We start from the raw sequence: 25,746 nt of genomic DNA on the forward strand, positions 1-25,746 counted from the left end.
GGACGGCGCAAGGATGCGCTGTCCGAGCCCTGTGCCGTGTGCTTCACCGCGTTCCAAGGAGTCCAGTAGAAGATGAAGACGATCGACGAGCTTCTCGCCGAAGGCGTCGCCGGCAAGCGGGTATTCGTCCGCGCCGACCTCAACGTGCCGCTGGCCGGTACGACCATCACCGACGACGGCCGGATCCGCGCCGTCCTCCCCACGGTCAAGGCGCTCGCCGAGGCCGGCGCCCGCGTCGTGGTCGCCTCGCACCTGGGCCGCCCCAAGGGCGCCCCGGACCCGGCGTTCTCCCTCGCCCCGGCCGCCGCGCGCCTCGGTGAACTCCTCGCCGCCGACGTGGCCTTCGCGACCGACACCGTCGGCGAGTCCGCCAAGGCGACCGTCGCGGGCCTCGCCGACGGCCAGGTGGCCGTGATCGAGAACCTGCGCTTCAACGCGGGCGAGACGGCCAAGGACGACAAGGAGCGCGAGGCCTTCGCCAAGCAGCTCGCCGAGCTCGCCGACCTCTACGTCGGCGACGGCTTCGGCGCCGTCCACCGCAAGCACGCCTCGGTCTTCGACCTCCCGGCCCTGCTGCCGCACGCCGCCGGCTACCTCATCGCCACCGAGGTCGGCGTCCTGAAGAAGCTGACCGCCGACGTCAAGCGCCCCTACGTGGTCGTGCTCGGCGGCGCCAAGGTCTCCGACAAGCTCGCCGTCATCGACGAACTGCTCGGCAAGGCCGACCGCATCCTCATCGGCGGCGGCATGGCCTACACCTTCCTCAAGGCCCAGGGCCACGAGGTCGGCATCTCCCTCCTCCAGGAGGACCAGATCCCGAAGGTGACCGAGTACATGGAGCGCGCCGCGAAGACCGGCGTCGAGCTCGTGCTCCCCGTCGACGTGCTCGTCTCCACGGACTTCCCGGACCTGAAGACGAAGGCCCCGGCCGACTTCGAGACCGTCGCCGCCGACGCGATCCCCTCCGACAAGGAGGGCCTCGACATCGGCCCGAAGACCCGTGAGCTGTACGCCTCGAAGATCGCCGACGCCGAGACCGTCTTCTGGAACGGTCCGGTGGGCGTCTTCGAGCACCCCGACTACGCCGAAGGAACCCGCGCCGTCGCGCAGGCCCTCGTCGACAGCAGCGCCTTCACCGTCGTCGGCGGTGGCGACTCGGCCGCTGCCGTGCGCACCCTGGGCTTCGACGAGAATGCCTTCGGCCACATCTCGACCGGTGGCGGCGCCTCCCTCGAATACCTCGAGGGCAAGACGCTCCCCGGCCTCGCCGCACTGGAGGACTGAACACCTTGAGCACGCGTACCCCGCTGATGGCGGGCAACTGGAAGATGAACCTCAACCACCTGGAGGCCATCGCCCACGTCCAGAAGCTCGCCTTCGCCCTGACCGACAAGGACTACGACGCCGTCGAGGTCGCGGTCCTGCCGCCCTTCACGGACATGCGGTCCGTCCAGACCCTGGTCGACGGCGACAAGCTCAAGATCAAGTACGGCGCCCAGGACATCTCGGCGCACGACTCCGGTGCGTACACCGGCGAGATCTCGGGCCTCATGCTGTCCAAGCTGAAGTGCGCCTACGTCGCCGTGGGCCACTCCGAGCGCCGGCAGTACCACGCCGAGACGGACGAGATCTGCAACGCCAAGGTCAAGGCCGCCTACAAGCACGGCGTGACCCCGATCCTGTGCGTCGGTGAGGGCCTGGACATCCGCAAGGCGGGCAACCAGGTCGCGTACACCCTCGCCCAGCTCGACGGCGGTCTGAAGGACCTGCCGGCCGAGCAGGCCGAGTCGATCGTGATCGCGTACGAGCCGGTGTGGGCCATCGGCACCGGCGAGGTCGCCACCCCCGAGGACGCGCAGGAGGTCTGCGGGGCGATCCGCGGCCGTCTCGCGGAGCTGTACTCGCAGGAGCTGGCCGACAAGGTCCGCATCCAGTACGGCGGCTCGGTCAAGTCCGGCAACGTGGCCGCGATCATGGCGCAGCCCGATGTCGACGGCGCCCTGGTGGGCGGCGCGGCGCTGGACTCCGAGGAGTTCGTCAAGATCGTCCGCTTCCGCGACCAGTGAAGCGAACGGTGAGTAGGCGGTAGCGACGATCCGTCGTACCCTTGCGGGGGTCGGGCAGGACCTGCCCGACCCCCGTCCGTATAAGTCCGAGGAAGTTGGTCCAGCCGTGGTTATGGGGTTCTCGATCGCCCTGATCGTCTTCAGCGCGCTGCTGATGCTGCTCGTGCTGATGCACAAGGGGAAGGGCGGCGGCCTCTCCGACATGTTCGGCGGCGGCATGCAGTCGTCCGTCGGCGGCTCCTCGGTCGCCGAGCGCAACCTGGACCGCATCACCGTTGTGGTCGGTCTGATGTGGTTCGCCTGCATTATCGTGCTTGCGCTTCTGATGAAGTTGGACGTGTAACTCCAATCACTGGACGCGCGTTGGGCCTTACGTAGACTGGGGCATCTTCGAGCACCATCACGCAGGGAGTTACGACCGTGGCAAGTGGCAACGCGATCCGGGGAAGCCGGGTCGGAGCGGGGCCGATGGGGGAGGCCGAGCGGGGCGAGTCGGCACCGCGCCTCCGCATCTCCTTCTGGTGCTCGAACGGGCACGAGACGCAGCCGAGCTTCGCCAGTGACGCACAGGTTCCGGAGACGTGGGACTGCCCGCGTTGCGGCTTCCCGGCCGGTCAGGACCGGGACAACCCCCCGGACCCGCCGCGCACCGAGCCGTACAAGACGCACCTCGCGTACGTACGCGAGCGGCGCAGCGACGCGGACGGTGAGGCGATCCTCGCGGAGGCGCTCGCCAAGCTGCGCGGCGAGATCTGAGCGTGGTGTGACAGTGTGACGAATCGGGCCCTGCCCGCGAACCAGGTTCGCGGGCAGGGCCCGATTCGCTTATGCAGGTCCCTCTTACCGGTGATTGCCCGGAATGTGCGCGGTGAGTGCCATCGCGGCGGTCGCCCGCTCGTACGTCAGCTGCGCCACGCGCGCGTAGAGGCAGTCCAGGATCAGCAGCACCGAGTGACGGGTCCCGAACCCGCCGCGCCGGAAGCTGGTCTCGGCCGAGGTCGACGTCAGATGGAGCGAGGCGGCGCGGGCGACGGGGGAGCGGGGGTCGCCGGTCACCGCGACCGTGCGCGCGCCCCGTTCGGCGGCGAGCCGCAGCGGGGAGAGGACTTCGCGGGTGGCGCCCGAGTGGGAGACGGCCACGACCGCGTCCGCGGGCGTGAGCAGCGCCGCCGAGGTCTCCGCCGCGTGCACCTCCGTCCAGCCGCGGGCGTCGCAGCCGATGCTGAAGAGCCGCGCCTGGGTCTCCTGGGCGACCATGCCGGAGGCGCCGACGCCGTAGACGTCGATCCGGCGGGCCTTGGCCAGGATCCGCGCGGCCCGCTCCAGGGCGTCGAGGTCCAGCTGCTCGGCCGTCCGGCGCAGGGCGAGGAGATCGGCCTGGGCGACGGCGGCGACGACCTGGTCGAGCGGGTCGTCGGGGCCGATGTCGGGGCCGAGGGGGCGGGCCTCGCCGGTGCGTTCGCTCTCGCCCCGCTCCTGGGCGAGGGCGAGCAGGAGTTCCTGGTACGAGCCGAGGCCGAGGGCCCGGCAGAAGCGGGTCACGGTGGCCTGGGACGTACCGGTACGGCGGCCCAACTCGGCCGCCGAGACGCCGGTCACCCGGCCCGGGTCGTCGAGGACCCAGGCGCCGACCCTGCGCAAGGAACCGGACATGCGGGGCAGTTCGGCGCGGATGAGAGCGGTGATCACGGGCGGTGTTCCCTCCTGGCCGGCCTTGGGGCTTGTCGAGTCGTGAATCTATCAACCACCATGCGGGCTGATGAACGAATCAGGGATTCAGGAGTGCGTGCTCGGGATCGACGCCGGTGGCACGCGGATCAGGGCACGGCTCGCGGACGCGGCGGCGGGCGTTTCGGTGAGGGAGGGTGCGGGCGGCCCGGGGAACGCGTTGAGCGTCCCTCCCGACGCTCTCGTACGGAACCTGGCGTGCGCCCTGCGGGACGCCGTGCCGCCGGAGCGGGCGGGCGCGGTCGTCTCCGTGGTGGCCGGCTTCGCGGGCGGCGGCCAGGGCGGCGGCCTGGCGAACGCCCACGCCGCGCTGCTGGAGGCGCTGGGCGGGGTGGGCGTTGCGGAGGGCGCCCGTGTCGAGGTGCTCGGGGACGCCGACATCGCCTTCGCGGCCGGGCCGGGCGTCCCGGCGGACGGGCTCGTGCTGATCGCGGGCACGGGTGCCACCGCCGCGCGCGTGGAGCGGCGCAGGACGGTCCGTGCGGTGGACGGCGACGGCTGGCTGTTGGGTGACGCCGGCAGCGGCTTCTGGCTGGGGCGCGAGGCACTGCGGGCGGTGCTGCGCGCGCTGGACGGCCGGGGGGCGGCCACGGCGCTCACCGGGCCCGTGGGGGAGGTGTGCGGGGGCCTGACCAAGGAGGCCGTCGTCGGGTACGGGTTCGGAGCCCACCCGGTGCGGCTCGCGGCGCTCAGCCCGCTGGTGATGGACGCGGCGAGAGCCGGGGACGAGGTGGCCCACACGCTCCTGGACCGCGCGGCGGACGAACTGGCCGCGACGGTAAGAGCCCTGACGCCCCGCCCGGCCGAGCCCCTGATCGTCACAGGCGGCCTCCTCGGCCCCACCGGCCCCCTCCTGCCCCGCCTCGCGGCCCGGGTCGCCCCCTGGGGCCTCACGCCGGCCCCGGTGCCGGACGGTGTGACGGGCGCGGTGGCCCTGGCGCGGCTGCTGGCGTGATGTGCTGCGGGGCTGCGCCCAACTCCCGTGCGGGGCCCTTGACGGTGGTGCTCCCGACTGGTTCATTGAACCGAATCACCCGCCATCGATCGGCTCATCGAACCAACGGAGGCCCCCGCCATGTCCCAACCCGCCCTCGGTGCCGCTCTGTTCGTCGACTACGCCCGCCAGGCCTTCGAGCGGGTCGTCGCCTCTAACAAGGACGCCGTCGGGGCGGCCGCGCGGCTCTTCGCCGAGTGTGTGGCCGGCGACGGGGTGATCCATGCCTTCGGTACCGGGCACTCTCAGGCCGCCGCCCTGGAGATCGCCGGGCGGGCCGGGGGGTTCGTGCCCACCAGTCGGATCGCGCTCGCCGATCTTGTGCTGCGCGGTGGTGAGGAGGCGGCCGTGCTTGCCGATCCTCTGCTGGAGCGGTCGCCCGGGCTTGCCGAGCGGCTCTACGCGTTGGCCACGCCCCGCCCGCAGGACCTCTTCGTCGTCATCTCCAACTCCGGGGTCAACAACTCCATCGTCGACCTGGCCCTCACGGTGACCGGTGCCGGGCATCCGCTCGTCGCGCTCACCTCGCTCGAGCACACCCACGCCGTCCCCGCGCTCCACCCGAGCGGCAGGCGGCTCGCCGATCTCGCGGACGTCGTTCTCGACAACGGGGCCCCCACCGGCGACGCCGTGCTCCCGCTCCCGGACGGCGGCGCGCTCTGCGGGGTCTCGACCCTCACCTCCTCCCTCCTCGTACAGATGGTGGTCGCCGAGGCCGTCGCCCTGCTGCTCGCCGAGGGGTACGAGGCCCCTGTCTACGTCTCCGCCAACATCCCCGGCGGGCACGAGCGCAACGCGGTCCTGGAGGCCCGCTACGCAGGGCGGCTGCATCGCGGCGGTCACTGAAGTCGCCGCGCGCCTTCCGCCCTCACGATCAACTAGGTTGGAGTCGCAGCGGGGGAAGCAGGCAGGAAGAGAAGAAGTAGGCGATGTCCGAGATGAACGCAGAAGGACGTACGAGGCTCAACCGGACGCCGGAGTGGGCCGCCCTCGGCAAGCACCGCGAGCAGCTGGGAGACACCCAACTGCGCGAGCTGTTCGCCGCCGACCCGGACCGCGGCACCGCGTACACGCTGCGCGTCGGCGATCTGTATCTGGACTACTCCAAGAACCTCGTCACCGACGAGACGCTGGCGCTGCTGCGCGAGCTGGCCGCCGCGACCGGCGTGGCCGAGCTGCGCGACGCCATGTTCCGCGGCGAGAAGATCAACACCACCGAGGACCGCGCGGTCCTGCACACCGCGCTGCGCGCGCCGCGCGACGCCGTCATCGAGGTCGACGGCGAGAACGTCGTCCCGGCCGTCCACGCCGTCCTCGACAAGATGGCGGCCTTCGCCGAGAAGGTCCGCTCCGGCGAGTGGACCGGTCACACCGGCAAGCCCATCAAGAACATCGTGAACATCGGCATCGGCGGCTCCGACCTCGGACCCGCCATGGCCTACGAGGTCCTGCGCTCCTACACCCAGCGGGACCTGACGTTCCGTTTCGTCTCCAACGTCGACGGCGCCGACCTTCACGAGGCCGTCCGCGACCTCGACCCGGCCGAGACGCTCTTCATCGTCGCCTCCAAGACCTTCACCACCATCGAGACGGTCACCAACGCCATCTCCGCCCGCGACTGGCTGCTCACCGGCCTCAGGGCCGACCAGGCAGCCGTCGCCAAGCACTTCGTGGCCCTGTCGACCAACGCCGAGAAGGTCCAGGACTTCGGCATCGACACCGCCAACATGTTCGAGTTCTGGGACTGGGTCGGGGGCCGTTATTCGTACGACTCCGCCATCGGGCTCTCCCTGATGGTCGCCATCGGTCCGGACCGCTTCCGCGAGATGCTCGACGGCTTCCACCTCGTCGACGAGCACTTCCGTACCGCCCCGCCCGCCGAGAACGCGCCGCTGCTCCTCGGCCTCCTCGGCGTCTGGTACGGCGGTTTCTTCGACGCCCAGTCGCACGCCGTGCTGCCGTACTCGCACTACCTGTCGAAGTTCACGGCCTACCTCCAGCAGCTCGACATGGAGTCCAACGGCAAGTCCGTCGACCGTGACGGCAACCCCGTCGACTGGCAGACCGGACCGGTCGTCTGGGGCACGCCCGGCACCAACGGCCAGCACGCGTACTACCAGTTGATCCACCAGGGCACGAAGCTGATCCCGGCCGACTTCATCGGCTTCGCCGAGCCCGTCGCCGACCTGCTCCCCGGCCTGGTCGCCCAGCACGACCTGCTGATGGCCAACTTCTTCGCCCAGACCCAGGCCCTCGCCTTCGGCAAGACCGCCGAGGAGGTACGGGCCGAGGGCGTCGCCGAGGAGCTCGTCCCGCACAAGACGTTCCAGGGCAACCACCCGACGACGACGATCCTGTCCAAGGAACTCACCCCCTTCGTGCTCGGCCAGCTCGTCGCGCTCTACGAGCACAAGGTCTTCGTCCAGGGCGCGATCTGGAACATCGACTCCTTCGACCAGTGGGGCGTCGAGCTGGGCAAGGTCCTCGCCAAGAGGATCGAGCCCGTGCTCACCGAGGGCGTGGTCGAGAGCGGGGAGCATCTCGACCCGTCCACCGCCGGGCTCGTCGCCCACTACCGCTCGCTGCGCGGGAGGTAGAAGCGTGAGGGGGGAGAACGCGGTGCGGGGCGAGGTGCGGTTGCGGCCGCCGAGCAACACGCTGAACGAACGGGCCGTCGGCTGGTGGCGCACCCAGTGGCTGGTCACCGCCGCCGTCCCGGTGGTGCCCCTGGCCGTCCTCGGGGCGTTCATCGAGCCGGCCCGGTTCTGGCTGTGGCTGCCCGCCGCCGTCCTCGCGGTCGCCGGCCTCGCCTGCGCCGCGTTCTTCCCCTCCTGGTGGTTCCGGGTCCACCGCTGGGAGGTCACCGAGGACGCCGTCTACGTCCGTACCGGGGTCTTCTGGCAGGAGTGGCGGATCGCGCCCATGTCGCGGATCCAGACCGTCGACACCGTCCGCGGTCCGCTGGAGCAGCTGTACCGGCTCGCCACGGTCACCGTGACCACGGCCTCCTCCAAGGGCGCGCTCCGGATCGAGGGCCTCGACCACGAACTGGCCGCGGAGCTCGCCGAGAAGCTCACCCGCATCACCCAGGCCACCCCCGGGGACGCCACATGACCGGCGAGGAGACCGGCGCCCCCGACGGCACCCCCGACGACTGGCGGCGCCTCGACCGCCGTACGGTCCTGGTCACGGCGGTCGTCCTCGCGGGCGTCGCCGGGGGCGCCGCCCTGCCCACGTACTTCGGCCTGACCAAGGGCATACCCGCCGGGCAGGCCATCGCCTGGATCCTCGCCGGAGCGGCCCTCCTCATCGGCCTCGGCTCGGCCGGCGACTACGTCCGCTGGCGGCGCACCCGCTACCGCATCGGCGCCGAACGGGCCGAACTCCACACCGGGCTCCTGCTGGTCAAGCGCCGCTCGCTGGCCCGCGAGCGGATCCGCAGCGTCGACCTGACCGCCAACCCGCTGCAGCGCGTCCTCGGCCTGGTCGAGGTCCGCATCGGGACCGGCGAGCACCACGGCGGCGGCGAGTCCACCCTCGCACTCGACCCCGTGGCCCGGGCCGAGGGCGAACGGCTCCGCCGCGAACTGCTCGACCGCACGGTCCCCGCCACCGAGGACACCCGCCACGACGGCGCCCTCGCCGAGCTCGACCCGCGCTGGATCCGCTACGCCCCGGTCTCCTTCGTCGCCGTGCTCTTCGGCGGCGCGGCGGCCGGTGCCGTGATGCAGGTCAGCGAGTGGTTCGGCGCCCAGGAGGAGGTCATCGACTGGATAGGGGACCGCTTCCAGGACACCTCGATCGTCTCGATGATCCTCGTCCTGATCCTCCTCGCCGTCCTCGCGGGCACTGTCGGCGCGCTCGGCCTCTGGGTCGAGATGTGGTGGAACTACCGCCTGGAGCGCGAGCCCGGCGGCACCCTGCGGGTCCGCCGCGGCCTCTTCACCGCCCGCTCGATCTCCATCGAGGAACGCCGGCTCCGGGGCGTCGAACTGGTCGAGCCGCTGGGCGTCCGGATGTGCCGGGCCGCCCGCGTCGACGCCGTCGCCACCGGTCTCGCCGAGGACGACGAGGACAAGCACGCCGATCACAAGACCCTCCTTCCCGCGGCGCCCCGCGCGGTCGCCGACCGGGTCGCCGCGCAGGTGCTGCGCGAGTCCGAGCCGCCGACGGGCGCGCCGCTCACCGCCCACCCCCGCGCCGCCCGCACCCGGCGGCTGCGCTGGGCCCTGTGGAGCGTGTTCGCCCCGGTCGCGGTCCTCGTCGTCCTCGGGCTGCTCCTCACTCCGGTCCTGCTGTACGTCGCCGCGGGCTGCGCCCTCGTCCTGGGCGCCCTCGCCGTGGTGGCCGCCCTCGACGCGTACCGCAGCCTCGGACACGCCGTCAGCGGCGACTACCTGGTGACCCGTTCCGGCACGGTCCGCCGGACCACGGTCGCCCTGGAGCGCGGCGGGGTCATCGGCTGGACGGTCAAGCAGTCGTACTACCAGCGCCGTGCGGGGCTGCTGACCCTGACCGCGACGACGGCGGCGGGCACGGGCGGGTACGACGTGTACGACGCCGGGCAGAGCGAGGGCCTGGCCTTCGCGGCCGATGCGGTGCCCGACCTGCTCGCGCCCTTCCTGGAGCCCGTACGGGAAACGCCGGAGGCCCGGTCCACCGTGGTGCGGTGAACCGGGCCTCGTCAGGCGTCCGTCAGGCCGAAGCCGGACGTCAGGCCGACGCCGGCGGATACAGATCGCGCGGCAGCTCCGAGGCGGCCGCCGTGTCGAGCAGCCAGAGCGTCCGCGAGCGGCCGTAGGCGCCCGCCGCAGGGGCCTGGATCTCGCCCGCGCCGGACAGCGCGATCGCCGCCGCCTTCGCCTTGTCCTCGCCCGCCGCGAGCAGCCAGACCTCACGCGCGGCCCGGATCGCCGGCAGCGTCAGCGAGATCCGGACCGGCGGCGGCTTGGGCGCGCCGTGCACGCCCACCACCGTGCGCTCCGTCTCGCGGACCGCCGGAAGCTCCGGGAAGAGCGAGGCCACGTGCGTGTCAGGACCGACGCCCAGCATCAGCACGTCGAAGGACGGCACCGGCCCACCCGCGGCGGCAGCCGCTGATCGATAATGCTCGGGACCGGCGGCCGCGGCCAGTTCGGCCGCGTACGCCTCGGCCGCGGCCTCGACGTCACTGCCGTACGGCCCGTCCGAGGCCGGCATCGCGTGCACGCGCGCCGGGTCCAGCGGGACGCTGTCGAGCAGCGCCGCGCGGGCCTGGGTGACGTTCCGCTCCGGGTCGCCCTCGGGCAGGAACCGCTCGTCGCCCCACCACAGATCGAGCCGCGACCAGTCGATCGCGTCCCGCGCGGGGGCCGAACTGAGCGCCGCGAGCAGCCCGTTGCCGTTCCGGCCGCCCGTGAGGACCACGGACGCCGAGCCGCGCGCGGCCTGGGCGTCCACGATCCGGGTGATCAGCCGGGCCGCCGCGGCCTGCGCCATCAGCTCCTTGTCGCGGTGGACGACGAGCTGCGGAGTGCTCACTTGGCCGCCGCCTTCTTGGCCGGGGCCTTCTTCGGAGCAGGAGCGGGTGCCGCCTTGGTCTCGGCGGCGGCCGCGACCGGCACCTGGGGGGCCGTCACCTTCGCCTCGTCGTCCAGCCGGTCGAGCCCGTACCGCAGCGCCGAGGCGTACGTGTCGTCCGGGTCGAGCCGCCGCAGCTCCTCCGCGATCAGCTCGGCCGTCTCGCGGCGCTTGAGCGCCACGGCACGGTCCGGCTGGCCCTCGATGGAGAGCGTCGCCAGCGAGCCGTCCGGCCGGTCGAGCACGATCGGCCCCCCGGAGGACTCCATCCGTACGGAGGTGAGCCCGGGCCCCTGCGAGGTGGACCGGCGCACCGGCACCTTCAGCCGGTCCGCCAGCCACATGGCCAGCAGCTCGACGCTCGGGTTGAACTCCTCGCCCTCGACCTCGGCCGAGGTGACCTCGCACACGACCTGGTCGAGCGCGGCGGCCAGCATCGAACGCCACGGGGTGATCCGGGTCCAGGCCAGGTCCGTGTCGCCCGGGGTGTACGTGTCCGCGCGCCCGGTCAGCTCGTGGATCGGCTGCTCGGCGGCGTACGTGTCGGTCACCCGGCGCTGGGCGAGCGAGCCCAGCGGGTCGTTCGCCGGGTCGGCCGGGGCGCTGACCGGCCACCAGACGACGACGGGCGCGTCCGGCAGGAGGAGCGGAAGGACCACCGACTGGGCGTGCTCGGCGACCTCGCCGTACAGCCGGAGGACAACCGTTTCGCCGGTGCTGGCGTCGGCGCCGAGGCGGACCTCGGCGTCGAGCCTGGCCTTCGCGCGGTCCCGCGGCGAGCGCGCGGCCCGCTTGATGACCACCAGGGTGCGCGAGGGGTGTTCACGGGACGCGTCGTTGGCCGCCTTCAGCGCGTCGTAGGCGTTCTCCTCGTCGGTGACGATGACGAGGGTGAGCACCATGCCGACGGCGGGCGTGCCGATGGCACGCCGCCCGAGCACCAGCGCCTTGTTGATCTTGCTGGACGTGGTGTCCGTGAGGTCGGTCTTCATGGCCGGCGCCAGCTCCGTCCGTCTCGTGCGAGCATTTCGTCCGCCTCGACCGGACCCCAGGTCCCGGACGGGTACTGCGCCGGCTTGCCGTGCGCGTCCCAGTACTGCTCGATCGGGTCGAGGATCTTCCAGGAGAGCTCGACCTCCTCGACGCGCGGGAAGAGGTTCGAGTCGCCGAGGAGCACATCGAGGATGAGCCGCTCGTACGCCTCGGGGCTGGACTCCGTGAAGGACTCGCCGTACGCGAAGTCCATCGACACGTCCCGGACCTCCATCGAGGTGCCCGGCACCTTGGAGCCGAACCGCATCGTCACGCCCTCGTCCGGCTGGACGCGGATGACCAGGGCGTTCTGGCCCAGCTCCTCCGTCGCCGTCTTGTCGAACGGGGAGTGCGGAGCGCGCTGGAAGACGACCGCGATCTCGGTGACGCGGCGGCCGAGCCGCTTGCCGGTACGGAGGTAGAAGGGGACGCCCGCCCAGCGGCGGTTGTCGATCTCCACCTTGATGGCCGCGAAGGTGTCGGTCTTCGACTTGGGGTCGATCCCGTCCTCCTGCAGATAACCGACGGCCTTCGCGCCGCCCTGCCAGCCCGGCGCGTACTGGCCGCGCACGGTCGAGGCGCCCAGGTCCTTCGGCAGCTTCACCGCGCCGAGCACCTTGGTCTTCTCGGCCGCGAGCGCGTCCGCGTCGAAGGAGGCGGGCTCCTCCATCGCGGTGAGCGCGAGCAGCTGGAGGAGGTGGTTCTGGATGACGTCACGGGCGGCGCCGATGCCGTCGTAGTAGCCGGCGCGGCCGCCGATGCCGATGTCCTCGGCCATGGTGATCTGCACGTGGTCGACGTACGACCGGTTCCAGATCGGCTCGAAGAGGGTGTTGGCGAAGCGGAGCGCCAGGATGTTCTGGACGGTCTCCTTGCCCAGGTAGTGGTCGATCCGGAAGACCGCCTCGGGCGGGAAGACCTCGTGGACGACCTCGTTGAGCTCCTTGGCGGAGACCAGGTTGTGGCCGAAGGGCTTCTCGATGACCGCGCGGCGCCAGGAGCCGTCCTTCTGGTCGGCCAGGCCGTGCTTCTTCAGCTGCTGGACGACCAGTTCGAAGAACTTCGGCGGCACGGAGAGGTAGAAGGCGAAGTTGCCGCCCGTTCCCTGGGCCTTGTCCAGCTCGTCGATGGTGGTCTTCAGCTGCTCGAAGGCGTCGTCGTCGTCGAAGTCGCCCTGGACGAAGCGCATCCCCTGGATCAGCTGCTGCCACACCTCCTCGCGGAACGGGGTGCGGGCGTGCTGCTTGACGGCCTCGTAGACCTCCTGCGCGAAGTCCTCGTCCTGCCACTCGCGCCGGGCGAAGCCGATCAGCGAGAAGCCCGGCGGCAGCAGGCCGCGGTTGGCGAGGTCGTAGACGGCAGGCATCAGCTTCTTACGGGACAAATCGCCCGTGACACCGAAGATCACCAGACCCGACGGCCCCGCGATACGCGGGAGCCGTCGGTCTGCGGCGTCACGGAGCGGGTTGGCTCCGTGGACTGCGCTCAAAGTGCTTACGCCTCCGAAGGTGCGAGGCGCTCAAGCTCCGCCTCGGTCGACTTGAGAAGGTCGTTCCAGGACGCGTCGAACTTCTCGACGCCCTCGTCCTCCAGCAGCTGTACCACGTCGTCGTAGCTGATGCCGAGCTTCTCGACGGCGTCGAGCTCCGCGCGGGCCTGGGCGTAGGTACCGCGCACGGTGTCGCCGGCGACCTCGCCGTGGTCGGCGGTGGCCTCCAGGGTCGCCTCCGGCATGGTGTTCACCGTGCCGGGCGCGACCAGGTCCACGACGTACAGCGTGTCCTTGTACGCCGGGTCCTTGACGCCGGTCGAGGCCCACAGCGGACGCTGCTTGTTGCCCTGCGCCTTGTCCAGGGCGGCCCAGCGCTCGGAGGAGAACACCTCTTCGTACGCCTCGTAGGCCAGACGGGCGTTGGCGAGCGCCGCCTTGCCCTTGAGGGCCTTGGCCTCGTCCGTGCCGATGGCGTTCAGGCGCTTGTCGATCTCCGAGTCCACGCGGGAGACGAAGAAGGACGCCACCGAGTGGATCTTGGAGAGGTCGAGGCCGCGCTCGCGGGCCTTCTCCAGGCCGGCCAGGTAGGCGTCCATGACCGCGCGGTAGCGCTCCAGCGAGAAGATCAGCGTCACGTTGACGCTGATGCCGAGGCCGATGACCTCGGTGATCGCCGGCAGACCCGCCTTGGTGGCCGGGATCTTGATGAGCGTGTTGGGACGGTCGACCAGCCAGGCCAGCTGCTTGGCCTCGGCGATGGTCGCCGCCGTGTTGTGGGCCAGGCGCGGGTCGACCTCGATCGAGACCCGGCCGTCCTGGCCGTCCGTGGAGTCGAAGACCGGACGCAGGATGTCGGCGGCGTCCCTCACGTCAGCCGTCGTGATCATGCGGATGGCCTCGTCCACGGTCACCTTGCGCGCGGCGAGCTCGGCGAGCTGCTGGTCGTAACCGTGGCCCTCCGAGATCGCCTTCTGGAAGATGGACGGGTTGGTGGTCACACCCACCACGTGCTGCTGGTCGATGAGCTCGGCCAGGTTTCCGGACGTGATCCGCTGGCGCGAGAGGTCGTCCAGCCAGATCGCGACGCCTTCGTCGGAGAGGCGCTTGAGAGCGTCTGTCATGAGAGGTTCTCCAAAACTCGTGTCTAGTTGGCGTCAGCGCGCCGCGGCGGCCAGAGATTCCCGGGCGGCGGCAGCGACGGCCTCCGGCGTGAAGCCGAACTCGCGGAAGAGGACCTTCGCGTCGGCCGAGGCACCGAAGTGCTCGAGCGAGATGATCCGGCCGGCGTCGCCGACGTACTTGTGCCAGGTGAGACCGATACCGGCCTCGACGGCCACGCGCGCCTTCACCGACGGCGGCAGGACGGAGTCCTTGTACGCCTGGTCCTGCTCCTCGAACCACTCGACGGACGGCATCGAGACCACCCGGGTCGGGACGCCGGCGGCCTGGAGCTGCTCGCGCGCCTCGACGGCCACGTGCACCTCGGAGCCCGTGCCGATCAGCACGACCTGGGCCTCGCCACCCTCGGCGTCGAACAGGACGTACCCACCCTTGGCCGCGTCCTCGTTCCAGTCGTACGTCGGGACGCCCTGGCGGGTCAGCGCGAGGCCGTGCGGGGCGCCCTTGCCGAACACGCGGGTGTGCCGCTTGGTGATCTCGCGCCAGGCGATGGCGGTCTCGTTGGCGTCCGCCGGGCGGACGACGTTGAGACCGGGGATCGCGCGCAGCGAGGCGATGTGCTCCACCGGCTGGTGCGTCGGGCCGTCCTCGCCGAGACCGATCGAGTCGTGGGTCCAGACGTACGTCACCGGCAGGTGCATCAGCGCGGAGAGCCGCACCGCGTTGCGCATGTAGTCGGAGAACACCAGGAAGGTGCCGCCGTAGACGCGGGTGTTGCCGTGCAGCGCGATGCCGTTCATCTCCGCGGCCATGGAGTGCTCGCGGATGCCGAAGTGGATCGTGCGGCCGTACGGGTCCGCCTCGGGCAGGGGGTTGCCCTCGGGCAGGAACGACGAGGTCTTGTCGATCGTCGTGTTGTTCGAGCCGGCCAGGTCGGCCGAGCCGCCCCACAGCTCCGGGATGACCGCGCCGAGCGACTGCAGGACCTTGCCGGACGCGGCGCGGGTCGCGATGGCCTTGCCCGCCTCGAACACGGGAAGCCGCGCCTCCCAGCCCTCGGGCAGCTCGTTGGCCTCGATGCGGTCGAACGTGGCCGCCCGCTCCGGATTGGCCGTACGCCACTCGGCGAGGGACTTCTCCCACGCGGCGCGGGCCTCACGGCCGCGGTCGCCCAGCGAGCGGGTGTGGCCGATGACCTCGTCGGCGACCTCGAAGGTCTGCTCCGGGTCGAAGCCGAGGATCCGCTTGGTGGCCGCGATCTCCTCGTCGCCGAGCGCCGAGCCGTGCGCGGCCTCGGTGTTCTGGGCGTTCGGGGCGGGCCAGGCGATGATCGAGCGCATCGCGATGAACGACGGACGCTCGGTCTCGGCCTCGGCGGCCTTGATCGCCGCGAAGAGCGCGGCCGGGTCCAGGTCGCCGTTGGCCTTCGCCTCGACGCGCTGCACGTGCCAGCCGTACGCCTCGTACCGCTTCATCGTGTCCTCGGACACGGCCGTCTCGGTGTCGCCCTCGATCGAGATGTGGTTGTCGTCCCACAGCAGGATCAGGTTGCCGAGCTTCTGGTGACCGGCCATCGAGGACGCCTCGGCGGAGATGCCCTCCTGGAGGCAGCCGTCACCGGCGATCGCGTAGATCCGGTGGTCGAACGGGGAGGTGCCGGGGGCCGCCTCCGGGTCGAACAGACCGCGCTCGTAGCGGGCGGCCATCGCCATGCCCACGGCGTTGGCGACACCCTGGCCCAGCGGGCCCGTCGTCGTCTCGACGCCCGCGGTGTGCCCGTACTCCGGGTGGCCCGGGGTCTTCGAACCCCAGGTGCGGAACGCCTTCAGGTCGTCCAGCTCGAGCCCGAAGCCGCCCAGGTACAGCTGGGTGTAGAGCGTCAGGGACGAGTGACCGGCCGAGAGCACGAAACGGTCGCGGCCCACCCACTCCGGGTCGGCCGGGTCGTGCCGCATCACCTTCTGGAAGAGGGTGTACGCGGCGGGCGCCAGGCTCATGGCCGTACCGGGATGGCCGTTGCCGACCTTCTGTACGGCGTCCGCTGCCAGGATGCGGGCGGTGTCCACGGCCCGCTGGTCCAGCTCGGTCCAGTCAAGGTCTGCGGTGGTCGGCTGAGTGCTCACCCTGAGTCAGGGCTCCTCTCCACATGTACGGGAAGCCGGTGACTGAGGGTGTACCGGCGCTGTCGAGCCTACCCCCGTCATCAGGCCATCATTTCGGGTCAGGGCCCCTCACATGAGCGGATACGTCAAGACTGCGGGGGACTCCGTCACTTTGCCTCCCGAGCGCCGTACGGAGCGTTGTCCACTCCTTGGGACGAGCCCCCTCAACACGACCCCACCCCCGCGAAGATCGGCGTATGGGCAACGTCTAGAGTGGCGTGGTACGCGCAAGTCTTCACCCCGTCTTCATCCGGGGAGCTTGCTGGGAATTTCTCTGTCAGGGGTGTGCGTGACGGCCGTCGAGTCCCGACCCGCAGGGGTCGTCTTGACTCCCAGCCCGGGGGGCCACCGGCCGTTCGGGGCCCGCGTCAAGGCATTCGTGGCGCTGACCAAGCCGCGGATCATCGAGCTGCTGCTCATCACGACCGTTCCGGTCATGTTCCTCGCCGAGCAGGGCGTGCCGAACCTCTGGCTGGTGCTCGCCACCTGCTTCGGCGGCTACCTGTCGGCGGGCGGCGCCAACGCGCTGAACATGTACATCGACCGCGACATCGACGCGCTGATGGACCGCACTTCCCAGCGGCCGCTCGTCACCGGCGTCCTCACCCCGCGTGAGGGCCTCGTCTTCGGCCTGACCCTCGCCGTGGTCTCCACGCTCTGGTTCGGCCTCCTGGTCAACTGGCTCTCCGCCGCCCTCGCGCTCGGCGCGCTCCTCTTCTACGTCGTGGTCTACACGATGATCCTCAAGCGGCGCACCTCCCAGAACATCGTCTGGGGCGGCATCGCCGGCTGTCTGCCGGTGCTCATCGGCTGGTCGGCCGTCACCAACTCGATGTCGTGGGCCGCGATCATCCTCTTCCTCGTCATCTTCTTCTGGACGCCGCCGCACTACTGGCCGCTGTCGATGAAGGTGAAGGACGACTACGCGCGGGCCGGCGTGCCGATGCTCCCGGTCCTCGCCTCCAACAAGGTCGTGGCCCGGCAGATCGTCGCGTACAGCTGGGTCATGGTCGCGGTCTCGCTGCTGCTCACCCCGCTCGGCTACACCGGCTGGTTCTACACGGCGGTGGCGCTGGTCACCGGCGGCTGGTGGCTCTGGGAGGCGCACGGGCTCCTGAACCGCGCGAAGAACGGCGCGACCGGGGCGAAGCTCAAGGAGATGCGCCTCTTCCACTGGTCGATCACCTATGTCTCGCTGCTCTTCGTGGCGGTCGCGGTCGACCCCTTCCTGAGGTAGCGCCTCAGGTCCTCATCAACGGCCGGTGCACGTGGGCAAGACCACGCGCACCGGCCGTCGCCAATTGATCTACCCATCGGTAGCATCCTTGTCATGGCAGACACGAAGCAGGCTGAGCGCAGGGCGGCCCGGCTCGCCAAGCAGATCCGGACGTTCTCCAAGGAGCACGGCGGCGCCGAGGGCCAGCTCGCCCACATCGGCCAGGCCGGCACTCGCATCGTCCTCGTCGGCGAGGACGGCGGCTGGGGCGACCTGGTGGCCCCGACGTACGCGATCGCCGAGCAGGCGGCCGAGAAGGCCGGGCTCACGCTCCACGACGAGTTCGACGGCGAGTTCGCCGCGAAGGTCGTCACCGGCCCGTACGAGTGGTCCCGGATGGCCGGGATCCAGCTGGGCGGCCCGTCGAACGCGTAACCCGCGCTCGCCTGTCCGCCCGCGCGACCCGCCTCCCGGCGCGACCCGCCTCCCCGCGTATCCGTTCGACGCGGGAGGCAACAACCTCGGGTGGGGCTCACCCGTTAGGACGTGTGGAAGAACGTCCACGCAGGGAGCCCCCCGAATGATCGAGACCCCGAGCCTGGTGGACCAGTACTGCCACGGGGTGCTCCGTACGGAGCTCGGCCTCGGCACCTTCGAGACCCACCTGGGCAGGACCGGCGGTCCCGCCGCGCCCGGCACCACCTTCTTCGACACCCAGACCGGCTTCGCGGTACGCCGCTGGTGCCCGCCGCTGCTCGGCCTTGAGCCGCACTGCCCGCCGGCCCGCTATCTCGCCCGCCGCCGCGAGCTGGGCGTCCTGGAGTCCGGGCGCAGGCTGCTGCGCGCCTCCGGGATCTCCACCTACCTGGTCGACACCGGTCTGCCCGGCGATCTGACCGGGCCCGCCGAGATCGCCTCCGCCGGAGCCGCCGACGCGCACGAGATCGTCCGGCTCGAACTTCTCGCCGAACAGGTCGCCGACACCTCAGGATCTGTCGAGTCGCTCCTCGCCAACCTCGCGGAGGCCGTCCACGGCGCCGCGACGACCGCGGTCGCCTTCACCTCCGTGGCGGGCGTGAGCCGGGGGCTCGCCCAGGCCGCCGAGCCGCCGGGGCCGGGAGAGGTACGAGGGGCCGCCGGACGCTGGCTGGCCGGACGCGCGGTCGGCGGCCGGATCACCGACCCGGTGCTGCTGCGCCATCTGCTCTGGGTCGCGGTCGGCTCGGGGCGGCCGCTCCAGCTGCACGTGGGGAACGAGGACCCGGCCGGGCTCGCCGAGTTCGCCGCCGCCAGCGGCGGCCTGGGCGCGGACGTCGTGCTGCTGCACGGATACCCGTACCACCGTCAGGCGGCCCAGCTGACCGCTCTCTTCCCGCACGTCTACGCGGACCTGGGCTCCGTCCTCGCCAGGACCGGGGCCCGGGCGGCGGCCGTCCTCGCCGAACTCCTGGAGCTGGCGCCCTTCGGCAAGCTGCTGTTCTCCAGCGGCGCCCACGCGCTGCCGGAGCTGCACGTCGTCGCCGCGAGCGTCTTCCGGGGCGCGCTGGGCCGGGTCCTCGGCGAATGGGTCGCCGAAGGCTCCTGGTCCCTCACCGACGCCCAGAGGGTGGCCACGATGATCGCCTCGGGCAACGCGCGCAGGATCTACGGCCTGCGCTGACGGGCCCGGCGTGATCCGAACGAAAGGCCCTACGCCTTGGTCAGGACCGCGTCAGGCTGGGCCGGGATCTCCGGGGCGGACAGCGGGCGCTCGCGCAGGCTCAGGGCCAGGCGCAGGACCGCGATCCACATCAGCGCGGAGCCGAGCATGTGGGCGCCGACCAGGACCTCGGGGACGCCGGTGAAGTACTGGACGTACCCGATGCCGCCCTGGGCGAGGAGCACGATCAGCAGGTCACGGGCGCGCGCCCGGGTGTCGTCCGGGGCGTCGACCACGCGCAGCACCAGCCACATCGCGAGCGCGAGCGCGCAGACGACCCAGGCGGCGATGGCGTGCAGGTGGGCGGCGTCGGTCCAGTCCCACGGCATGCGCGGGACGTCGCTGCTGTCGCCCGCGTGCTTGCCCGAGCCGGTGACGCCGGTGCCGAGGACGATCAGGAGGACCGAGGTCGCGACGATCGCCCAGGAGAGCTTGCGGACCGGTCCTGGCACCCGGCGCCGGGGGGTCGTGTCGCCCTCGCCGGTGCGGTGCCAGGTGATCACGGCGACGGTCAGGAGCGCGTTCGCGGCGAGGAAGTGGCCGGCGACGGTCCACGGGTTGAGGCCCATCCACACGGTGATGCCGCCGATGACCGCGTTGCTGGCGACGATCCAGAACTGCGCCCAGCCGAGCCGGGTCAGCCCGCGCCGCCACGGCTTGGTGGAGCGCGCGGCGATGATCGCCCAGCCGACGGCGGCCGACAGGACGTACGTCAGCATCCGGTTGCCGAACTCGATCATGCCGCGGTAGCCCTGCTCGGGCGTGACGATCAGGCTGTCGTCCGTGCACTTGGGCCAGGTGTCGCAGCCGAGACCGGAGCCGGTCAGCCGGACCGCGCCTCCCGTGACGATGATGAGGACGCTCATCACGACTGCGGAGAGCGCGGCGCGCCGGAGCGTCTTGGGAGACGGGGTCCAGCGCTTGGCGATGTAGGCGAGGGGGGTCAGCACGGGCCCTATCGTAGGACGGGGCTTGTGCGTGTTTTCACGAGGGGGTCGGGGGAGTCGTCTCCCCCCGGAAATTGAGAGGGGTCGAGGGGTGCCTTGCGGGTGAAGTCACCCCGGAACGTCACCCCTCCGCTACTCCCAGCGGAAGAACCTCGCCGCCGCGCCGAGGCCGAGGACCGCCCAGACGGCCAGGATCAGCGCCTGCCCCCACGGCAGCGCGGCGCCGCCCTGGAGCACGTCCCGCAGGCCCTCGGAGAGCGCCGAGATCGGCAGCAGCTCCAGGACGGAGCGGGCGGCGTCGGGGAACCTGTCCAGCGGCACGATCACCCCGCCGCCCACCAGGAGCAGCAGGAAGACCAGGTTCGCGGCGGCCAGCGTCGCCTCGGCTCGCAGCGTGCCGGCCATCAGCAGACCGAGGCCCGAGAAGGCGGCGGTGCCGAGGACGAGCAGGACCAGGACCGAGAGGGGGTTGCCCTGCGGCGACCAGCCGAGCCCGAGCGCGATCGCCGTCAGGAGCGCCACCTGGAGGATCTCGGTGACCAGGACGGAGAGCGTCTTGGCGGTCATCAGCGCCCAGCGGGGGAGCGGGGAGGCGCCGAGCCGCTTGAGGACCCCGTAACGGCGCTCGAAGCCGGTGGCGATGGCCTGGCCGGTGAAGGCGGTGGACATCACGGCGAGCGCGAGGACGCCCGGGGCGAGGAAGTCGACGGCCTTGTCGGTGCCGGTGTCGACGATGTCGACGGTCGAGAAGAGCACGAGCAGCAGGGACGGGATGATCACCGTGAGGAGCAGCTGCTCGCCGTTGCGCAGCAGCATCTTCGTCTCCAGGACCGTCTGCGCCGCGATCATGCGCCCGACGGGCGCCGCTCCGGGCTTCGGGGAGTACGTTCCCGTGTGCGTACCGCTGCTCATGCGCGCAGCTCCTTGCCGGTCAGTTCCAGGAAGACGTCTTCGAGAGTGTGGCGCTCGACCGCGATGCCGTCGGGCATCACGCCGTGCTGCGCGCACCAGGTGGTGACGGTGGCGAGCAGCTGGGGGCCCACCTCGCCGGTGATGCGGTACGTCCCCGGTGTCGGCTCCGCGGCCTGGGTGCCGTCGGGCAGCGCCTTGAGCAGCGAGCCGAGGTCGAGCCCGGGGCGGCCGGTGAAGCGGAGGGTGTTCTCGGCGCCGCCGCGGCAGAGCGCCTCGGGGCTGCCCTGGGCGGCGACCCGGCCGGCGTCGACGATGGCGACGTCGTCTGCCAGCTCCTCGGCCTCCTGCATGAAGTGCGTGGTGAGGACGACGGTCGCGCCGTCGGTCCGCAGCTCGCGGACGAGGTCCCAGGTGGCGTGGCGGGCCTGCGGGTCGAGCCCGGCGGTCGGCTCGTCGAGGAAGACCAGCTCGGGGCGGCCGACGACGGCCATCGCGAGCGCGAGGCGCTGCTGCTGGCCGCCCGAGAGCCTGCGGTAGGTGGTCCGGCCGCAGGAACCCAGGCCGAGGCGCTCGATCAGGGCGTCCACGTCCAGCGGGTGGGCGTGCAGCTTTGCCATGTGGCGGAGCATCTCGTCGGCCCGGGCGCCGGAGTAGACGCCACCCGATTGGAGCATCACGCCGATCCGGGGGCGCAGCCGGGCCGCGTCGGCGACCGGGTCGAGGCCGAGGACGCGGACAGTGCCGGCGTCGGCCCTCCGGTAGCCCTCGCAGGTCTCGATCGTGGTGGTCTTCCCCGCCCCGTTCGGGCCGAGGACGGCGGTCACGGTGCCCGCGTGGACGTCGAGGTCGAGGCCGTCGACGGCGGTCTTGGTTCCGTACCGCTTGACCAGGCCACGTACCCGGACGGCGGCACTGTCGCCGGACTCGTTTCGCATGCCGGGAAGTCTAGAGAGGGTTTCGGGGGGTCTCCGGCGCGGGGCCCCGATCCCGCTGGAATTCGTCCTATGAATGATCATCTTCGCAGGTCAGGTAAGCCTTACCTGAGTGATGCACGGCACCGTGCCCTCGTTCGGACGTCGCTTGTCACTCCCGGAGGAATTACGCAACAATGGCGTTGTGAAAAACGTTGGCGAGGCTCCCGTGGAGGAACTCGCGACCGGTGAGCGCTCCACGCGCAACCGCGTCGCGCGCTCCATCCTGGACCACGGCCCGTCGACGGTCGCCGATCTGGCGACGCGGCTCGGTCTCACCCAGGCCGCCGTCCGCCGGCACCTGGACTCGCTCGTCGCCGACAACGTCGTCGAAGCCCGCGAGAAGCGCGTGTACGGGGCCCGTACGCGCGGCCGCCCCGCCAAGGTCTTCGCGCTGACCGACTGCGGCCGGGACGCCTTCGACCAGTCGTACGACTCGCTCGCCGTGGACGCCCTGCGGTGGATCGAGCAGAACGCGGGAGGGGAAGCCGCCGTCGCGGCCTTCGCCCGTGACCGGCTCGAGCACCAGGCCGAGGCCTACCGCGAGGCCGTCGAGTCGGCGGAGCCCGCCCGGCGCACGGAGGCGCTCGCGAGGGCGCTCAGCAAGGACGGGTACGCTGCCACTGCGCGGAACGCGCCGGTCGGCGAGCAGCTCTGCCAGCACCACTGCCCGGTCGCCCATGTCGCCGAGCAGTACCCCCAGCTGTGCGAGGCGGAGACGGAGATCTTCTCCCGCCTCCTGGGAACGCACGTCCAGCGTCTCGCCACCATCGCGCATGGTGACGGCGTCTGCACGACGTTCATCCCGCACAGCGCCCCACAGACCACCGAATCCGAAGCATCCGCAAGCACGGCCGGGAGGAACCCCGCATGACCACCGAGATCAGCCACCCCGAGCTCGAGGGCCTGGGTCGGTACGAGTACGGCTGGGCCGACTCCGACGCCGCCGGTGCCACCGCCAAGCGCGGTCTCAACGAGGACGTCGTCCGCGACATCTCCTCGAAGAAGAACGAGCCCGAGTGGATGCTGAAGCTGCGGCTCAAGGGTCTGCGCCTCTTCGACAAGAAGCCCATGCCGAGCTGGGGCTCCGACCTGTCGGGCATCGACTTCGACAACATCAAGTACTTCGTGCGCTCCACCGAGAAGCAGGCCGCTTCCTGGGAGGACCTGCCCGAGGACATCAAGAACACGTACGACAAGCTCGGCATCCCGGAGGCGGAGAAGCAGCGCCTCGTCGCCGGTGTCGCGGCCCAGTACGAGTCCGAGGTCGTCTACCACCAGATCCGCGAGGACCTGGAGGAGCAGGGCGTCATCTTCGTCGACACCGACACCGCGCTGAAGGAGCACGAGGAGCTCTTCCGCGAGTACTTCGGCACGATCATCCCGGTCGGCGACAACAAGTTCGCCTCGCTGAACACGGCCGTGTGGTCCGGCGGATCGTTCATCTACGTGCCGAAGGGCGTGCACGTCGAGATCCCGCTGCAGGCCTACTTCCGTATCAACACGGAGAACATGGGCCAGTTCGAGCGGACGCTGATCGTCGTCGACGAGGACGCCTACGTCCACTACGTCGAGGGCTGCACCGCCCCGATCTACTCCTCCGACTCGCTGCACTCCGCGGTCGTCGAGATCATCGTGAAGAAGGGCGGCCGCTGCCGCTACACGACGATCCAGAACTGGTCGAACAACGTCTACAACCTGGTCACCAAGCGCGCCGTGGCCTACGAGGGCGCGACCATGGAGTGGGTCGACGGCAACATCGGCTCCAAGGTCACCATGAAGTACCCGGCCGTCTACCTGATGGGCGAGCACGCCAAGGGCGAGACCCTCTCCATCGCCTTCGCGGGCGAGGGCCAGCACCAGGACGCCGGCGCCAAGATGGTCCACATGGCCCCGAACACCTCCTCCAACATCGTCTCCAAGTCGGTGGCGCGAGGCGGCGGCCGCACCTCCTACCGCGGTCTCATCGAGATCGGCGAGGGTGCCCCGGGCGCCAAGTCGAACGTGCTCTGCGACGCGCTGCTCGTCGACACGATCTCCCGCTCGGACACCTACCCGTACGTCGACGTCCGCGAGGACGACGTCTCCATGGGTCACGAGGCCACGGTCTCCAAGGTCTCCGAGGACCAGCTCTTCTACCTGATGAGCCGCGGCATGACCGAGTTCGAGGCCATGGCGATGATCGTGCGCGGCTTCGTCGAGCCGATCGCCAAGGAGCTCCCGATGGAGTACGCCCTCGAGCTCAACCGGCTGATCGAGCTGCAGATGGAAGGCTCGGTCGGTTAAGACCGCGCCTCCGTCCGTACCGTCTTTGCGTAGTAACGAGGAAGAGAGCAACACGACAGCCATGGCTGAGGCTCAGAACATCCCGGCGGGCTCCACCACCGCCGGCTCGATCGCGGTGGCCGCAGAGTCCACCGTCGCCACGCGCATGAGCGCCCCCCCGTCCTTCGACGTCGCGGACTTCCCGGTCCCGCACGGTCGCGAGGAGGAGTGGCGGTTCACCCCGCTGGAGCGCCTGCGCGGCCTGCACGACGGCACCGCCGTCGCGGCCGGCGAGGGTGTGAAGGTCGTGATCGAGGCGCCCGAGGGCGTCACCGTGGAGACCGTCGGCCGTGACGACGAGCGGCTCGGCAAGGCCGGCACGCCCGTCGACCGCGTCGCCGCCCAGGCGTACTCCTCCTTCGAGAAGGCCTCGGTCGTGACCGTCGCCAAGGAGGCCGTCCTCGGCGAGCCGATCCGGATCGCCGTGCACGGCGAGGGCGGCGTCGCCTACGGCCACCAGATCATCGAGCTCGGCGCCTTCGCCGAGGCCGTCGTGGTCATCGACCACACCGGTGACGCGGTGCTCGCGGCCAACGTCGACTACGTGCTCGGCGACGGCGCCAAGCTGACCGTCGTCTCCGTCCAGGACTGGGACGAGAAGGCCGTCCACGTCGCGCAGCACAACGCGCTCGTCGGCCGCGACGCCTCCTTCAAGTCGGTCATCGTGACCTTCGGCGGCGACGTCGTCCGGATCCACCCGCGCGTGCAGTACGCGGCCACCGGCGGCGAGGCCGAGCTCTTCGGTCTGTACTTCACCGACGCCGGTCAGCACCAGGAGCACCGCCTCCTGGTCGACCACAACATGCCGCACTGCAAGTCGAACGTGGCCTACAAGGGCGCGCTGCAGGGCCAGAACGCGCACGCCGTCTGGATCGGTGACGTCCTCATCCAGGCCACCGCCGAGGGCACCGACACCTACGAGCTCAACCGGAACCTGGTCCTGACGGACGGCGCCCGGGTCGACTCCGTGCCGAACCTGGAGATCGAGACCGGCGAGATCGCCGGCGCCGGTCACGCCTCGGCCACCGGCCGCTTCGACGACGAGCAGCTCTTCTACCTGATGGCCCGCGGCATCCCGGAGTCCGAGGCCCGCCGGCTCGTCGTCCGCGGCTTCTTCGCCGAGCTGGTCCAGCAGATCGGTCTGCCGGACGTCGAGGCCCGCCTCATCGCGAAGATCGAGGCCGAGCTGGAGGCGTCCGTCTGATGGCCTTCGTACGCGTCTGTGCGCTGAGCGAGCTGGAGGAGGACACCCCGAAGCGGGTGGAACTCGACGGCACGCCGGTGTCGCTCGTCCACACGGACGGCGAGGTGTTCGCGATCCACGACATCTGCTCGCACGCGAACGTCTCCCTGTCCGAGGGCGAGGTGGAGGACTGCCAGATCGAGTGCTGGCTGCACGGCTCCGCGTTCGACCTCCGCACCGGCAAGCCGTCCGGCCTTCCCGCGACGCGCCCCGTCCCCGTTTACCCCGTAAAGATCGAAGGGGACGATGTGCTCGTCTCCGTCACCCAGGAGTCCTGAGGC

Annotated in this window: 25 protein-coding genes; 16 read left to right on the plus strand and 9 right to left on the minus strand. The window is 71.0% G+C overall.

The annotated features are described in order from the left end of the window. Positions 1-72: 72 nt before the first annotated feature. From ACFWRO_RS34260 to ACFWRO_RS34275, 4 genes are all read left to right on the plus strand, one after another. Positions 73-1,284 (plus strand): phosphoglycerate kinase, encoded by a 1,212-nt coding sequence (locus ACFWRO_RS34260; RefSeq protein ID WP_384517685.1) that lies wholly within the window; start codon positions 73-75, stop codon positions 1,282-1,284. 5 nt (positions 1,285-1,289) lie between these two features. After that, on the plus strand, positions 1,290-2,066 hold the full coding sequence (tpiA, locus tag ACFWRO_RS34265) for a triose-phosphate isomerase (RefSeq protein WP_384517688.1): 777 nt from the start codon (positions 1,290-1,292) through the stop codon (positions 2,064-2,066). 112 nt (positions 2,067-2,178) lie between these two features. Then, positions 2,179-2,409, plus strand: a complete 231-nt coding sequence (secG, locus tag ACFWRO_RS34270; RefSeq protein ID WP_384517691.1) for a preprotein translocase subunit SecG — start codon at positions 2,179-2,181, stop codon at positions 2,407-2,409. A gap of 77 nt (positions 2,410-2,486) precedes the next feature. Continuing rightward, entirely contained in the window at positions 2,487-2,822 is a 336-nt protein-coding gene (locus ACFWRO_RS34275; protein WP_003976875.1) for an RNA polymerase-binding protein RbpA, read from the plus strand. Between the two features lie 84 nt (positions 2,823-2,906). Here ACFWRO_RS34275 and ACFWRO_RS34280 read toward each other — a convergent pair whose 3' ends face one another. Continuing rightward, positions 2,907-3,755 carry a MurR/RpiR family transcriptional regulator gene (locus ACFWRO_RS34280; protein WP_384517695.1) on the minus strand — a complete coding sequence of 283 codons (849 nt, stop codon included), beginning with the start codon at positions 3,753-3,755 and terminating at the stop codon, positions 2,907-2,909. A 70-nt stretch (positions 3,756-3,825) separates the two neighbouring features. Between ACFWRO_RS34280 and ACFWRO_RS34285 the strand changes: the two genes are divergently transcribed. The 5 genes from ACFWRO_RS34285 (at position 3,826) to ACFWRO_RS34305 (ending at position 9,461) form a co-directional block, all read left to right on the plus strand. Beyond that, complete coding sequence (locus tag ACFWRO_RS34285) at positions 3,826-4,749, plus strand: N-acetylglucosamine kinase (protein WP_384517698.1); 924 nt, start codon at positions 3,826-3,828, stop codon at positions 4,747-4,749. Positions 4,750-4,869: 120 nt separating this feature from the next. Next, positions 4,870-5,634, plus strand: coding sequence for a sugar isomerase domain-containing protein (locus tag ACFWRO_RS34290; protein ID WP_384517701.1), 765 nt, complete (start codon positions 4,870-4,872; stop codon positions 5,632-5,634). Positions 5,635-5,726: 92 nt separating this feature from the next. Next, on the plus strand, positions 5,727-7,385 hold the full coding sequence (gene pgi / locus ACFWRO_RS34295) for a glucose-6-phosphate isomerase (RefSeq protein WP_384517784.1): 1,659 nt from the start codon (positions 5,727-5,729) through the stop codon (positions 7,383-7,385). Positions 7,386-7,389: 4 nt separating this feature from the next. Further along, complete coding sequence (locus ACFWRO_RS34300) at positions 7,390-7,902, plus strand: PH domain-containing protein (RefSeq protein WP_384517704.1); 513 nt, start codon at positions 7,390-7,392, stop codon at positions 7,900-7,902. Next, a complete protein-coding gene (locus ACFWRO_RS34305) occupies positions 7,899-9,461 on the plus strand; it encodes a PH domain-containing protein (protein WP_384517707.1) in 1,563 nt (520 codons plus the stop codon). The genes ACFWRO_RS34300 and ACFWRO_RS34305 overlap by 4 nt, the downstream gene beginning before the upstream one ends. 40 nt (positions 9,462-9,501) lie before the next feature. On the opposite strand, the gene pgl is transcribed toward ACFWRO_RS34305, so the two are convergent. From pgl to tkt, 5 genes are read right to left on the minus strand one after another with little or no spacing between them, the layout of a single operon-like run. Then, positions 9,502-10,308 (minus strand): 6-phosphogluconolactonase, encoded by an 807-nt coding sequence (pgl, locus tag ACFWRO_RS34310; protein WP_384517710.1) that lies wholly within the window; start codon positions 10,306-10,308, stop codon positions 9,502-9,504. Beyond that, on the minus strand, positions 10,305-11,339 hold the full coding sequence (opcA, locus tag ACFWRO_RS34315) for a glucose-6-phosphate dehydrogenase assembly protein OpcA (RefSeq protein WP_384517713.1): 1,035 nt from the start codon (positions 11,337-11,339) through the stop codon (positions 10,305-10,307). Before opcA ends, pgl begins: the two co-directional genes overlap by 4 nt. Next, positions 11,336-12,868: a glucose-6-phosphate dehydrogenase gene (gene zwf, locus ACFWRO_RS34320; RefSeq protein WP_384517715.1), complete on the minus strand. Its 1,533-nt coding sequence runs from the start codon at positions 12,866-12,868 to the stop codon at positions 11,336-11,338. The genes opcA and zwf overlap by 4 nt, the downstream gene beginning before the upstream one ends. Before the next feature lie 5 nt (positions 12,869-12,873). Continuing rightward, positions 12,874-13,992, minus strand: coding sequence for a transaldolase (tal, locus tag ACFWRO_RS34325; protein WP_384517718.1), 1,119 nt, complete (start codon positions 13,990-13,992; stop codon positions 12,874-12,876). Between the two features lie 33 nt (positions 13,993-14,025). Further along, on the minus strand, positions 14,026-16,113 hold the full coding sequence (tkt, locus tag ACFWRO_RS34330; RefSeq protein ID WP_384517721.1) for a transketolase: 2,088 nt from the start codon (positions 16,111-16,113) through the stop codon (positions 14,026-14,028). 328 nt (positions 16,114-16,441) lie between these two features. On the opposite strand from tkt, the gene ACFWRO_RS34335 reads away from it, so the two are divergent. The 3 genes from ACFWRO_RS34335 to ACFWRO_RS34345 all read left to right on the plus strand — a co-directional run bounded on the left by ACFWRO_RS34335 (position 16,442) and on the right by ACFWRO_RS34345 (position 19,028). Beyond that, entirely contained in the window at positions 16,442-17,389 is a 948-nt protein-coding gene (locus ACFWRO_RS34335; protein WP_384517724.1) for a heme o synthase, read from the plus strand. A 93-nt stretch (positions 17,390-17,482) separates the two neighbouring features. Then, positions 17,483-17,803, plus strand: coding sequence for a hypothetical protein (locus ACFWRO_RS34340; protein WP_362014086.1), 321 nt, complete (start codon positions 17,483-17,485; stop codon positions 17,801-17,803). A gap of 145 nt (positions 17,804-17,948) precedes the next feature. Beyond that, a complete protein-coding gene (locus ACFWRO_RS34345; protein ID WP_384517727.1) occupies positions 17,949-19,028 on the plus strand; it encodes an amidohydrolase family protein in 1,080 nt (359 codons plus the stop codon). A gap of 29 nt (positions 19,029-19,057) precedes the next feature. Here ACFWRO_RS34345 and ACFWRO_RS34350 read toward each other — a convergent pair whose 3' ends face one another. From ACFWRO_RS34350 to ACFWRO_RS34360, 3 genes are all read right to left on the minus strand, one after another. After that, complete coding sequence (locus tag ACFWRO_RS34350; protein WP_384517787.1) at positions 19,058-20,026, minus strand: heme A synthase; 969 nt, start codon at positions 20,024-20,026, stop codon at positions 19,058-19,060. A gap of 120 nt (positions 20,027-20,146) precedes the next feature. Then, on the minus strand, positions 20,147-20,926 hold the full coding sequence (locus tag ACFWRO_RS34355; RefSeq protein ID WP_384517729.1) for an ABC transporter permease: 780 nt from the start codon (positions 20,924-20,926) through the stop codon (positions 20,147-20,149). Further along, positions 20,923-21,861 (minus strand): ABC transporter ATP-binding protein, encoded by a 939-nt coding sequence (locus tag ACFWRO_RS34360; protein ID WP_384517731.1) that lies wholly within the window; start codon positions 21,859-21,861, stop codon positions 20,923-20,925. The genes ACFWRO_RS34355 and ACFWRO_RS34360 overlap by 4 nt, the downstream gene beginning before the upstream one ends. 181 nt (positions 21,862-22,042) lie before the next feature. Here ACFWRO_RS34360 and ACFWRO_RS34365 point away from each other — a divergent pair, with 181 nt between their 5' ends. From ACFWRO_RS34365 to ACFWRO_RS34380, 4 genes are all read left to right on the plus strand, one after another. Next, complete coding sequence (locus ACFWRO_RS34365; protein WP_384517734.1) at positions 22,043-22,771, plus strand: helix-turn-helix transcriptional regulator; 729 nt, start codon at positions 22,043-22,045, stop codon at positions 22,769-22,771. Further along, positions 22,768-24,183, plus strand: a complete 1,416-nt coding sequence (sufB, locus tag ACFWRO_RS34370; RefSeq protein ID WP_384517737.1) for a Fe-S cluster assembly protein SufB — start codon at positions 22,768-22,770, stop codon at positions 24,181-24,183. Before ACFWRO_RS34365 ends, sufB begins: the two co-directional genes overlap by 4 nt. 61 nt (positions 24,184-24,244) lie before the next feature. After that, the gene (sufD, locus tag ACFWRO_RS34375; RefSeq protein ID WP_384517739.1) at positions 24,245-25,426 is read left to right on the plus strand and encodes a Fe-S cluster assembly protein SufD; all 1,182 of its coding nucleotides are present in this window, start codon (positions 24,245-24,247) and stop codon (positions 25,424-25,426) included. Beyond that, positions 25,426-25,743: a bifunctional 3-phenylpropionate/cinnamic acid dioxygenase ferredoxin subunit gene (locus tag ACFWRO_RS34380; protein WP_384517742.1), complete on the plus strand. Its 318-nt coding sequence runs from the start codon at positions 25,426-25,428 to the stop codon at positions 25,741-25,743. Before sufD ends, ACFWRO_RS34380 begins: the two co-directional genes overlap by 1 nt. The last annotated feature ends 3 nt before the right edge of the window (positions 25,744-25,746 follow it).

This window comes from Streptomyces sp. NPDC058579 (assembly GCF_042718575.1).
Taxonomy (GTDB): Bacteria; Actinomycetota; Actinomycetes; order Streptomycetales; family Streptomycetaceae; genus Streptomyces.